This window comes from Flavobacterium sp. HJ-32-4, assembly GCF_022532105.1.
Taxonomy (GTDB): domain Bacteria; phylum Bacteroidota; class Bacteroidia; order Flavobacteriales; family Flavobacteriaceae; genus Flavobacterium.
This window is the reverse complement of record NZ_CP092832.1, coordinates 2,838,480-2,850,532: the sequence shown is the minus strand read 5'-3', so window position 1 is coordinate 2,850,532 and position 12,053 is coordinate 2,838,480. Positions and strand designations below refer to the sequence as shown.

Here is a 12,053-nt window from a genome sequence, read left to right as displayed (position 1 = left end):
ATTGAGGATGAACGATTGGCCTTCAACTCAGAACCAAGAACCAAGAACCAAGAACCAAGAACCAAGAACCAAGAACCCTCAACTCAACACTACTCAAAAACCACACTCTGATACGCCCCAATATCCGATGCGGTAGCCGGCGGCGTAGGGCGCGGTTTGCCGTCAATATCCTGAGGGACGAGGGCCGAGGTTGCTGGATCAGCTTTCTCTTTGGCCGCTGAATCCTGGCCGATTACGAGTTCGTTGTTGTCACGATCTTTATAATCGGGTTTGCTCTGGATGCTGTTCGGCGCAATGATGCAGGTATTGTAATGGGGACCGGTGAAGTCGTATTCCGGTAAGTCGTCAAGTTGGGAGCTGTTGAAACGGATCAGGCAGTGGTTGAACAGGAAGGGCTGATCGGCGTCGGTGAGGTCAAGTGCCAACGCCACCTGGTTGCTGCCATAGATGATACAGTTGTCAAAGTTGGCCTGTTCTATCGGGAAGGTCTGGGCATTTTCACCTTCGGTATAGTTCTTCAGCAACACCGTCGATTGCTGCGATGATGGCCAGTCGTTGTTGAACGTACAATGGTTGAACCGATAATTACCGCCATCGACCAATGCCAGTGCGTATTGGCCGGCGTTGTTGATGACAAGGTTGCGACCGTCGATGGTGCCGCCGCGCGACAGGATGCCGAAATTCGAATGGTCGAAAATTTTGGAGTCGGTGATATCGAGTGGTACATCCGGCTCTACGACAAAAGCGGCGATGCCGTTCTTTGACGTCAGGTGGCGCACCTGTGCCGCACTGCCCTGGCGAAGGTACACGAAGCCCCACTGCCCCGGCACGTCCGAATACAACGGTTCAAGGCGGTCGCCTTCAAAAATGACTTCGTTGTCTTCGGTGCCTTCCGGCGACAATTCGCCTGCAATGTTGAGACTTCCGCCGGGTTGCACGATCAGTCCGGATTCGGCATGGAAATGCACCCGCGCACCAGGCTGTATCGTCAGGTTTTCGCCGTCGGGCACGCTGGCAAAGCCATAGACCACATAGGGTTTATCGGCGCCCCAGATGAATTCATCACCGTTTTCGGGATGGTCGTGCTGCAGGCTGCGGCCCAATATCAGTTGTTCTTCCCCATTAGCGTCAACTCCAATCGGCACGCCGGTGTAGAGTCCTTCGTCGTTGCGGCCCGGGTAAATGAAATACGCATCCTGGATGAGTGTCACCAGTTCGACGGTCTGCTCGTGCGTACTGCCCCCGTCGAAGACAATCTGGTCGGTATAAAGGAAATCGGCCGGATTGGTATCGGCTACATCCGCCGTGACTTCGATGAAGATATAAAGACTATCATGGGCCAGCAGTTCGACATTTTCGAAACTGCGGTTGTTGTCGCCCACGAGTCCGTCGACAGTCATGCGGTATTTCGACGCCTGGCCTTTGCGGAATCCGATAGTGGGAATCGAAATATCGTCGTCGCTGCGGTTGTAGACTTTTAGGTTATAGGTACTTGACCCGATGTTGCGGAACACAGTATCGAGGTACACGGTATCGCGTGAAAAAACGCAAATCGCCTTTGGAGGCACTGAACTCGAAGTCGGAGCGACAGGAAACAAAAACCAGCGTAACGGCGGCCGACAGGAACAGTAAGAGTGAACGCATGCAACGGAATTTTGGGTAAATATAGGGAGAATTGACAATGGAATGGGCCGGAAAACGCATGAGAAAATACGAAAACCGGTCGCCACCCTGTCGAATACTTCCCTGATAACGGCAAAATCCCCGGGTTATTTCAGCCGGGCGTTTCGTAAATTTGCAGGCCGAATGGGCGTAGGGCGGAGAAGGATGCGTGAGGGATGGAAGCGGCAGCCTTTGCGAAGTGCAACGGAGCAAAGCTATAGCGGACAGCCCGACGGCGCACTGCGGGAAGTTGAATAGGGTAGTGTACTGCCTACTGCAACTGCCTACTGCCCACTGAGAAGGCGCCGGCACGCCCCAACCTAAATTACAAAAACACTGTACAGAGAGAGGTTACATAGAAACTGAACGCACAAAATATGGCCATAGATAAAGAAAAAGCACTGGAAATGTGCAACCGTTTTTCAAAGAATACGCTGATGGAGCACCTCGGGATCGAGTATATCGATGCGGGGGATGATTTCCTGAAGGCGAGCATGCCGGTGAACCCGCAGGTGCACCAACCGATGGGCCTGCTGCACGGCGGGGCGACGGTGGCGCTGGCGGAAAGCGTGGGCAGTGCGGCGTCGCTGATGTTCATCAACCCCGAGGTGCAGGAAGTGCGGGGCATCGAGATTTCGGCCAACCACCTGAAAAGCAAACGAAACGGTATGGTATATGGCACGGCACGCATCATCCACCAGGGTCGGAGCCTGCATTTGTGGGAAATCCGGGTGGAGGACGAGAACGGGGCGCTGATTTCGCTTTGCAAACTGACGAATATGATTTTACCGCGCCGCCGATGAACCTGGACGAACTACTCGGGCAGGCGCTGCGATGCCAGGCAGACGGGCGTCCGTTTGTGGTCTACCGCAAGCCGGAGGCCGAGACGGTGCAGGCGCTCTTCCAGACGGATGCTACGCCCTATCCGGTTGATTTTTCAGCCGCGGGCTACGTGTTTGCGCCCTTTGACGGCGTCCCCTTGTGGATTCCGGCGGCGCATGCCGAGCGCCATTCCGCTTCGTGGAAAGCCCGACCGTTTGTGCGGGCATCGCAGGTGGTAATGGAGGACGCTGCGGCACGCGAACATCATGTTTCGTTGGTGCGGAAAGGCGTGGAGGCGATACGTGACGGTCGTTTTGACAAGGTGGTGTTGTCACGGAGGCAGTCGATGCCGGTACACGATACGGATTGTACTGCGGTATTCCGTAGGATGCTTGACGCTTATCCCGAGGCCTGCGTCTACCTGTGGTGGCATCCGTCGTCAGGGTATTGGATGGGCGCTTTCGCGGAACAATTGGCGCACGTATCGGGGCATTACCTCACAACCATGGCACTGGCAGGCACGCGCGTAGCGGGCACCACCGCGGAATGGGGCGAAAAAGAACAACAGGAACAGCGGTTCGTGACCGAGGCGATCGAAGAAGCGTTGGCACCTTTTTCAAAACGCATCTCGAAAGGCGAAACGGAGACCATAACGGCCGGACGTCTCGAACACATCCGGACGATGGTGTTGGCGGCATTGAGGGAAGACGTCGCATTGGAGCCTTTGGTGTATGCACTGCACCCGACGCCCGCGGTGTGCGGACGCCCGAAAGAAGCGGCACGCGACTTCATTTTACAGGAAGAAGGATACGACCGACAGTTTTATGCCGGTTTTCACGGCGAAGTCAACCTCGGCTGGCAAACCGATTTGTTCGTAAATTTGCGGTGCCTGCGCTGGACGGAAACAGAAGCGCACCTCTTCATCGGCGGTGGCATCACGGCAGACAGCGATGCGGAGAAGGAGTGGGAGGAAACCGTGAACAAGGCAGGTACGATGGCAGCCGTTTTGGCTGTAACTAAATAAAAATGACAATGAAACTCGATATACTGGCATTTGGCGCCCATCCTGATGATGTGGAACTGGGCTGCGGCGGCACCCTGGCGAAAGAAATAGCGGCAGGGAAGAAAGTAGGGGTGGTGGACCTCACGCGGGGCGAATTGGGCACGCGAGGCACCGCCGACATCCGCGACCAGGAAGCGGCGAAAGCGGCGGAGATACTCGGACTCGCGGTGCGGGAAAACCTCGGCATGCGCGACGGTTTCTTCGTAAACGACGAGGCGCACCAACTGAAGATTATGGAAGTACTGCGGAAGTACCGCCCGGACATCGTGATCTGCAACGCCATCGACGACCGGCATATCGACCATGGAAAAGGGAGTAAGCTGGTGTCGGATGCCTGTTTCCTTTCCGGTCTACGCCGGATTGAGACGTTGCAGGACGGACAACCGCAGGAGGCATGGCGCCCAAAGGTGGTGTACCATTACATCCAATGGAGAAACATCGAACCGGATGTGACGGTGGATATCTCCGGCTTTATTGACAAAAAGATCGAATCGGTGCTGGCGTATGGTTCGCAGTTCTATGATCCGAATTCGGATGAACCCGAAACGGCGATTTCGTCAAAGGCGTTTCTCGACGGCGTGCGGTTCCGCGCGCAGGACCTCGGCCGCCTGATTGGTACCGACTATGCCGAAGGGTTTACGGTAGAGCGGTATGTGGCGGTAGAGCGGTTGAGTGATTTGAAGTGAGGAGGAAGGAGCAAGGAGCCGGTAGCAAGTATCGAGGAGAAGGAGCAAGGAGCGAGGATCGAGGAGCAAGAGGGGAGGCGGCGAATGGAGGGAGGATAGTAATCGTAAGCGCTTGCGCGGGCTCCCACTGACGTTCAGGAGGTTGTATCGCGACGGTGAAATACGCCTGTTTTCGGCTGATTTTTTGCGTAACGCTGTTTGATTTTTGTATTTTTTGCCTATATTTGCCCTCGCAAAACACGGTGATTGTAGCTCAGTTGGTTAGAGCGTCGGATTGTGGTTCCGAAGGTCGTGGGTTCGAGACCCATCATTCACCCCGAAGCCCTGGAGAAATCCGGGGCTTTTCGTTTTTACACGTTTCCTCCCAACAAAATCCTAAACCGTTGCCGATTTCGATCGAGGGGTCGTACATTAAGGTATCCTAAATCATAAGCTATGTCTACACTTGTCACCATCGGCCATACCATCACCTTTCCCGTACTGCGGGATTACATCATCACCCACCGCATTGACGCGGGCGATTCAATCGTCGTGCATCCCAACGATTACGAAAACCTGGTGCGAGAAGTCAAGCACTCGGATACGGGTGCCGCTGGCTTGCCCATTGACTTGTTGGGCGTCCGCATTACGCATGACGGTACCGACACCATTCCCATCGGAAAGATGCAGGTCATAAAGAACGAGCGGTTGTAATTACTTGGGGTTGCCGTTGCCGTCGCGGTCGATTTTCAGGCGCCCATCGCGGTTGGCGATTTCCCACACGATGGCAAACGCATAGCGCGCGCGTTTTTCGAATGCCTCGAACTCGATTTTCTCGACATCATCACCCGGTTGGTGGTAATCTTCGTGCACGCCTGTGAACAGAAACACCGACGGCACGCCGTTCTTCCCGAAGTTGTAGTGGTCGGAACGGTAGTAGAAACGGTTCGGGTCGCGGCGGTCGTTATAAGTATAATCGAGGGCCAGCTTGCCATAATTCGCCTTTTCGCAGATGTTGTAGAGGTCGGTCGACAGGTAATCGGATCCGATCACGTAGATATAATCACTGCTTTTTTTGTGCGCGTCGTCGTGCCGTCCGATCATATCGATGTTAACATCGGCTACGGTGTCCTCCAGCGGAAACAACGGATGTTCCGAGTAGAATTGCGAGCCGTAGAGTCCGTGTTCCTCTCCCGTACAATGCAAAATCAACACCGACCGGCGAGGGCCCTTCCCGTCTTTCTTCGCCTGTTGCAGCGCCTGGGCGATTTCCAGCAGGGTAGAGGTTCCGGTGCCGTCATCGTCCGCACCGTTATATACCACCCCGTTTCGGGTGCCTACATGGTCGTAGTGCGCCGACACCACCACGATTTCGCCGGGCAGTTCCGATCCTTCGATAAAGGCAACGATATTCTCCGAGTCCGGTAGTTTTTCACCTCCGACGGTGAACATATATTCGGAAGAAACCGGTTGCAGGTATTCTGGCGCGGCGTTCGGTGCCGGAATGCCCTCCTTCTTATACTGTTCGATCAGATAACGTCCAGCTTTCTTTTGCCCTTCTGATCCGGTATCGCGCCCTTCCATTTCATCCGATGCGATGATTGTCAGGTGCGCCTTCAGCTCCGCCGCGGTAATGGTTTTGGCATATTTCTGGGCGTCTTTCTGCCCGAAGGTAAGTGCGGTGGCGAACAGCGCGCCGCATAGCAGTAGTCGTTTCATGTCAGTGGAGGTTTACCATGCTGTAAATCAGCAGGCCTACGATAAAGAAGGAAATTAGGAAAATGTTGATAACGAAAAGAGCGAGACCTTTCAGTCGCGATACCCAGCGTTTTTCGCCATAGAATTTGCTGTGTGACCGGAAGAAGTAGAAGAACCACCAGCCCATCAGGAATAAGGTCAACACAATGTTGATGGCGTCAATCCAACTGACGGGAATCAAATCAAGCAATTCCACGAGCACCGACGTCAACGTAAATGTCAAGAGAAGGAACGAGAAATAATGGAGGGTAAAGATACCGTGGTCGAAATAATACCAGCGTTTCTTTCCGTGGAAGATCCAGAGCCCGAACGCGAAAAGCGGCATATATAGGAAGATGGCCTTTGGTATATTGTGTTGGATGGATTCGGCCAGTTTCCGCTCGTACTCCTCGGGATGTTTTTTCTTATACTCATTGACCTCGGCAAAACTTCGCTCCAATTTGTATTCCAGCCAGCCCAGTTTCTTTGCTTCAGGAAGCTTCGCCTGCGCGGAATCAAGCGCGCGTACGGATTCATAATCACCTACCACCAGGTCATCGTTACGTTTCACTTCTACCGCATTTTTTTTCTCAAGGCTGTCAAGTTGGACGCCCATTACCGCTGGTATTTCGTCGTTGGGTTTTGTGGGTGTCTGGTGAGAGCCTATGTTGACTACGTTGTCATGTTCGTCATCATCGGAAGGTAATAGCCCAATGGTCAGGAAGGTCACGAAACTGATGAAGATATACAACCGAACCGGCGCCAGATACGACATCCGTTTGCCTGACAGGTATTCCCTGGTGAGGGAAGCCGGCCGTAGCAACAGGTTCCGGATGGTTTTCCAGAAGGAGTTCTCATAATGCGTCAGGTCCTCGAAAAAGTGGACGAAGAGCTCATGGAACGATTTTCGGGTGTCGGTATTTTCCTGTCCGCAATTCGGACAATAACGTTTTTCCACGACGTGCCGGCAGTTCAGGCAGGTCTTGTCTTGACGTAGCGGATGTTTTGACATGTGGTTAGCGGTGGTTTGCGCTAAACTACAAAAAATCCGGTGTTATTTCAGGACCTCTTTCAGGAAAACCAACATATGCTCCCACGAACGGGAAGCGGCCTTGGCATTGTAAGCGGCACCTTTCGAATTGTCGCTGCCGGCATAAGGGTCGCTGAAGGCGTGTACGGCACCGGCGTAGTAAATCATCTGCCAATCGGCCTTGCCGTCGCGCATTTCTTGCTGGAAAGTAGCGACTTCGTCGGCGGGCACGTAAGGATCGTCGGCGCCGTGCAACACCAAGACCTTAGGTGCAATGGTTTGGATGGCACGTGCAGCATCACGACCTAAACCGCCGTGGAAGGATACGACGCCCTTTACTGCCATGTTCATCCGCGCGGCCTCGATGGCGCCTGTTCCCCCGAAACAATAGCCGATCACGACGATGCGGTTGGGATCAGCACCGGCCTTGATCAACTGGTCAAGCGCGGCCTGGATGCGTTTGTGGTACTCGCCGATGTTCTTTTTATAATAACCGGCCATTTTGCCGGCTTCTTCCATGTTCTTAGGGTATTTCCCTTCTCCGTAGATATCGGCCACAAAGGCATGGTAGCCCATTTTAGCCAGTGATAACGCTGCCTCTTTCGCGTGGTCGTCGATACCCATCCAGGCGGGTAGAATCAAAACACCGGCTTTCTCACGTATCTCACGCGCCGGAAGCGCCGAGTACCCTCGCAGTTGTTGTCCGTTCTCCACATACCCAACCGGATCCAATTGTCCGAAAGCGGCAGTGAGTGAAAAAAATGCCATACAGAGAATAAAAATGCGTTTCATGGGTCTTTTTTACTAAATCAACAAAAATACTCCAAACAGACTGCAAGTTCGACAATTAGCCCTCGTTACGGTAGTGAACTAGTCTAAAAAATAAGTTAAAAAAAGGTTTTTTTGAGACTTATTTTTTTGTAATTTTAGGTAAGGGTTCTCAAAATCACGTAGAAATACGCGGTATGAATCCAACCAAGCGCCGTAATTTAGCCAAGTGAAACCGCAACAGCATTTTGTGTAACCCCCCAAATCACCCAACATGCGTACCATTTTACGAAACATCAACAGGATGCGTGACCTCGAAGGAAGACTCGGGTTGGCGTTCTTTTGCCTTGCGGTTGCCGCCGTAGGGATGGTCCTGGTGTTTTTGGATTAGCGTCAGTTTCCCTTTTTGGTCTTTTTCCCGTCGCTTTTCCCTGCCTTGACCTTGTCCTTCTTATACAGAGGGATGAAATAAGAGACCGTATAGTTCATTCCTACCCCGAACTCTGCGGAGTATACGCGGTTGTATCCGGGTATGTACAGGTTTTCGAATCCGCTTGGTTCTTTGCTCGAAAGAAGGCGGTTCATCCGGAAGCTGAAGCCTACGAATACATCCCGAAAGACCTGCGCCTTTATACCCACCACGGCTTCCGCCCAATGCGCCGTCAGTCCTTTGTATTCATTACCTGAAATCGATTGGTCGTCCTCACCCCAATACGGGTTTGGATTGTACACGCGATACGAGTTCAACTCCTGCTGGAACGTACTGAATCCATAGCGCAAGCCGATATAGATCATGTTTTCAAGATCCAGCCAGTTGGTGTGGGCATTATAGTCAAACCCGATCTTCACGTAGCTGCCTTTCGTCGTGAAATTGATATTGTCTTCTACCGTCGTTTTACTTTCATTACCTACTTCCGCCGCCGCATAATACCGCTTTGAAAGGCGATAATCCCCCGTCAGTTCGAGTCCGCGGTAGTCGTTCTCATAAAAAGTCCGCGCCAGTTTCAGCACGTCAACACCCAACCGAAGGCCATAACGGTCTTTCCGGATTGGCACACTGTCGGCTGTTGGCGATTGTGCAAAACCTGCACTGACCGCCAGCAGAAGGCTAATACATAATATATACGTGTGTCTCCGTTTCATCTTCGATGTGGTATTGTACGATACGTATGTCCTGTATCCACGAGCCGGAACCGGCATTCGGGTTGTTGTTCAGCATAACGGGCGGCATCAGCGGATCCGTTCCCGGTAGGAAGTCGAATTCCTTTTTAAAACCGCAGGCCCGCGATACATACACTTCGCTCGTCGTATAGTTAAAGTCTATCGTATCGGTAAAGGTTTGGGTAGGGTCGGTCGCGTCGGCATTGAAAATGAACGCGTATTCGGTATTTCCACTGGTGGTTCGGAGTGGCACCGCTATCTTATTGGTGTTGGCCAGATATTGCCGGTCGTCGGTAGCCGCTTCATTGAAGACCAATGGCGTCTCCATTCCGGTTCCGACTACCTTCAGGTCAATCACGTTCTTGGATTCGGAGGGGTCGGCGATGTCGAAAAATTCGATTACGACGCGCGGCGTACTCGACGCACCTCCGTCGCAGATATCGTCTTTCTCGCATGAGACAAGGGCAAGCGCGGCCAGTAACAGCAGCGCCGGGAGCTTTTTCATAAGCAATCAGCTATCGTTTTTCCAAAAGTACGACATTTTCGACATGGTGCGTCTGCGGAAACATGTCAACCGGCCGCACGCGCGTCACTTTGTACTGAGCATCCATGAGGGCAAGGTCACGGGCCTGGGTGGCGGAGTTACACGATACATACACGACTTTTTCAGGCGCAATCTTCAGGATTTGCTCCACTACATCGCGGTGCATGCCGTCTCGTGGTGGATCGGTAATGATGACATCAGGGCGCCCATGTTCGGCAATAAACGCGTCGTTAAACACATTTTTCATATCGCCCACATGGAAGCTGCAATTTTCGATGCCGTTTCGTCGGGCGTTCTCCCATGCATCGGCAATCGCTTCCGGAACGGCTTCAACGCCTACGACTTTGCGGGCATTCCGCGATACGAACTGCGCAATGGTGCCCGTTCCGGTGTAAAGGTCATAGACTACTTCGTTTCCGGTCAGGCCGGCGAAATCGCGGGCGACTTTATAAAGTTCATACGCCTGGGCCGGATTCGTTTGGTAGAAGGATTTGGCGTTGATGCTGAAGGAAAGGCCTTCCATCTCTTCGAGGATGTAGACCCGTCCTTTGTATAGGTGCACCTCCTGGTCGTAGATGGTATCGTTGGCCTTGCCGTTGATGACATACAACAGCGACGTAATCTGCGGGAACGTATCCGCCAGATAGTCAAGTACCAACTCGCGCTTTTCGCGGTCTTCCTGGTAAAACTGGATCAACACCATGACCTCACCGGTTGACGCCGTCCGGATCATGAGCGTACGCAGCAGTCCACCGTGGTTGCGCGGGTCGAAGAACGGGATGTCATGGTTGCGGGCAAACTCGCGCAAGCCATTACGGATAGCATTTGAGGGATCCGGTTGGAGCCAGCATTTGCGGATGTCAAGTATTTTGTCCCACATCCGTGGAATATGGAAGCCCAACGCGTCGCGGTCGTTCGCCTCCTCTCCGGATGCAATCTCCTCAGGTGTCAGCCAACGGGCATTCGAGAAGGCGAATTCCATTTTGTTGCGGTAGAAATACGTTTCCTTCGAGCCCAGGATCGGTTCACACTCCGGAAGTTCGATTTTCCCGATGCGGCGCAGGTGGTTGATCACTTCGTTTTCCTTGTGGAAAAGCTGGCGTTCATACGTCATGTTCTGCCATTTACAGCCGCCACAACTGCCGAAATGCTCACACACCGGTTCGGTGCGATGGGGCGAAGCCTGCCGGATGGCGATGGCCTTGCCTTCATAATAGGCCTTGCGCTTCCGGAAGGTCTGCACGTCAACGATGTCTCCCGGCACTACATTCGGGATGAAGATCACCCGTCCGTCAGGGGCTTTGGCGACCGATACTCCTTTGGCGCCGGCATCGGTTACGGCGATATTTTCAAAAATGAGCCTGTCGGCACTTCGTTTTCCCATCCGGCAAAAGTACGCGATTGCCGCTAATCGACGAAATAGGTCGGATAACCGAGTTTAAAACCATGGTGTAGTAAAATACGTATATTGTCGAAGTCACAGTAAAAAGATACATCGATGAGACTATACCGCACGCTTAGTTCGTTCGCTTGGCTTCACAACAGTTACTTTTCGAAATTCGCATTTGTCATCGTCATCGGGGTGGGTGTTTCCGCCCTCGCTACGATGACGTTTTTTTATATGCTGCACGCCCAATTGGGGCCACGTGAGTTGCTCATCGTTCCGTTAGGAACCGCTATCCTGGCGCTTTTGTTGGTATTGCCTGCGGTAAGAAGATTGTTGCATCCGATTCGCTATGCCACGCAGTCGATGGAGGCCTATCGCAAGAAAAAGGAAGCACTCACGTTCCCAGCCTTTGAAGGCGACGAAATGGCAACGCTTTTAGAGGATGTCCGCGCCGTGGTACAGGCAGCCGACAACGCCACGCTGCAGCGACAGGGCGTCATTGAGATGTTATCCACAAATATGCACGCGGAGGTATCGGCGTTGAATCTGATTGGGGATGAAATTCGATCGCAACATCCCAATGTAGCCAATCGCATCACCGAAGCAGGTGCCCGGATGGCTTCTTTGGTCGATATTTTCCTCGAAACCATGCGCAAGGAAGAGGAACTGGCACGAAAAGTCGTTCGCGTCCGGCGGGTCGAATTTGCCGAGGTAGGGCAACGGGTACGCCGAGCCGTTGAACCGATGCTGACCGCAAAGCAATTGGAATTGTCGATGAGCCTCCCCGAACGTTCTTTTTACCTCAAAGTAGACGACGATCTGCTGTTTGACGTGTTGGTTGACCTCGTGGGGAACGCCGCTAAATTTTCAGATGTAGGTGGGAAAATTGAATTTGTTGCCGCCCGGCGCCACGGACTCATGTCGATCATGGTGCGGGATTATGGAAAAGGCATTTATGATGTGGCCGGTATTTTCAAACGCCTCCGGGCAAAAACCGGGGACGGGCAGTCACCTACCGGACTTTATCTTTGCCGACAGATCGTAAACCGCTTTGAGGGAACGCTCATAGCGCAGAGCGACGGAGAGGGTAAAGGATCGACCTTTATAATGGAATTACCCTTGTTCCGCCTGTCGAAAAAGAAGCGTTAAACCATCTGATTTTTACGAATATTGCATTTTTCTGTGTATTTTTACGCTGTTTACGGATGATTTCT

At 52.8% G+C, this 12,053-nt stretch carries 12 protein-coding genes and 1 tRNA gene; 6 read left to right on the top strand and 7 right to left on the bottom strand.

Going from position 1 to position 12,053, the window contains the following annotated elements:
• Positions 1-89: 89 nt before the first annotated feature.
• Complete coding sequence (locus MKO97_RS12155; protein WP_241103482.1) at positions 90-1,529, bottom strand: hypothetical protein; 1,440 nt, start codon at positions 1,527-1,529, stop codon at positions 90-92.
• Between the two features lie 510 nt (positions 1,530-2,039).
• Between MKO97_RS12155 and MKO97_RS12150 the strand changes: the two genes are divergently transcribed.
• From MKO97_RS12150 to MKO97_RS12130, 5 genes are all read left to right on the top strand, one after another.
• Positions 2,040-2,465, top strand: coding sequence for a PaaI family thioesterase (locus tag MKO97_RS12150; protein ID WP_241103481.1), 426 nt, complete (start codon positions 2,040-2,042; stop codon positions 2,463-2,465).
• On the top strand, positions 2,462-3,508 hold the full coding sequence (locus tag MKO97_RS12145; RefSeq protein WP_241103480.1) for a chorismate-binding protein: 1,047 nt from the start codon (positions 2,462-2,464) through the stop codon (positions 3,506-3,508). Before MKO97_RS12150 ends, MKO97_RS12145 begins: the two co-directional genes overlap by 4 nt.
• 8 nt (positions 3,509-3,516) lie before the next feature.
• Positions 3,517-4,233, top strand: a complete 717-nt coding sequence (bshB1, locus tag MKO97_RS12140; protein ID WP_241103479.1) for a bacillithiol biosynthesis deacetylase BshB1 — start codon at positions 3,517-3,519, stop codon at positions 4,231-4,233.
• A 241-nt stretch (positions 4,234-4,474) separates the two neighbouring features.
• A tRNA-His gene (locus MKO97_RS12135) sits at positions 4,475-4,550 on the top strand.
• Between the two features lie 118 nt (positions 4,551-4,668).
• The gene (locus tag MKO97_RS12130) at positions 4,669-4,926 is read left to right on the top strand and encodes a hypothetical protein (protein WP_241103478.1); all 258 of its coding nucleotides are present in this window, start codon (positions 4,669-4,671) and stop codon (positions 4,924-4,926) included.
• Here the strand turns inward: MKO97_RS12130 and MKO97_RS12125 are convergent, their stop codons facing one another.
• The 6 genes from MKO97_RS12125 to rlmD all read right to left on the bottom strand — a co-directional run bounded on the left by MKO97_RS12125 (position 4,927) and on the right by rlmD (position 10,836).
• A complete protein-coding gene (locus MKO97_RS12125) occupies positions 4,927-5,931 on the bottom strand; it encodes a M28 family peptidase (protein WP_241103477.1) in 1,005 nt (334 codons plus the stop codon).
• A 1-nt stretch (position 5,932) separates the two neighbouring features.
• Complete coding sequence (locus MKO97_RS12120; protein ID WP_241103476.1) at positions 5,933-6,961, bottom strand: DUF3667 domain-containing protein; 1,029 nt, start codon at positions 6,959-6,961, stop codon at positions 5,933-5,935.
• A gap of 42 nt (positions 6,962-7,003) precedes the next feature.
• Positions 7,004-7,771 (bottom strand): dienelactone hydrolase family protein, encoded by a 768-nt coding sequence (locus tag MKO97_RS12115; protein ID WP_241103475.1) that lies wholly within the window; start codon positions 7,769-7,771, stop codon positions 7,004-7,006.
• Between the two features lie 369 nt (positions 7,772-8,140).
• Positions 8,141-8,890, bottom strand: coding sequence for a DUF6048 family protein (locus tag MKO97_RS12110; RefSeq protein WP_241103474.1), 750 nt, complete (start codon positions 8,888-8,890; stop codon positions 8,141-8,143).
• Positions 8,856-9,413, bottom strand: a complete 558-nt coding sequence (locus MKO97_RS12105) for a DUF6452 family protein (protein WP_241103473.1) — start codon at positions 9,411-9,413, stop codon at positions 8,856-8,858. Before MKO97_RS12105 ends, MKO97_RS12110 begins: the two co-directional genes overlap by 35 nt.
• 10 nt (positions 9,414-9,423) lie before the next feature.
• A complete protein-coding gene (gene rlmD / locus MKO97_RS12100; protein ID WP_241103472.1) occupies positions 9,424-10,836 on the bottom strand; it encodes a 23S rRNA (uracil(1939)-C(5))-methyltransferase RlmD in 1,413 nt (470 codons plus the stop codon).
• Between the two features lie 114 nt (positions 10,837-10,950).
• Here rlmD and MKO97_RS12095 point away from each other — a divergent pair, with 114 nt between their 5' ends.
• Positions 10,951-11,988, top strand: a complete 1,038-nt coding sequence (locus MKO97_RS12095; protein WP_241103471.1) for a sensor histidine kinase KdpD — start codon at positions 10,951-10,953, stop codon at positions 11,986-11,988.
• The last annotated feature ends 65 nt before the right edge of the window (positions 11,989-12,053 follow it).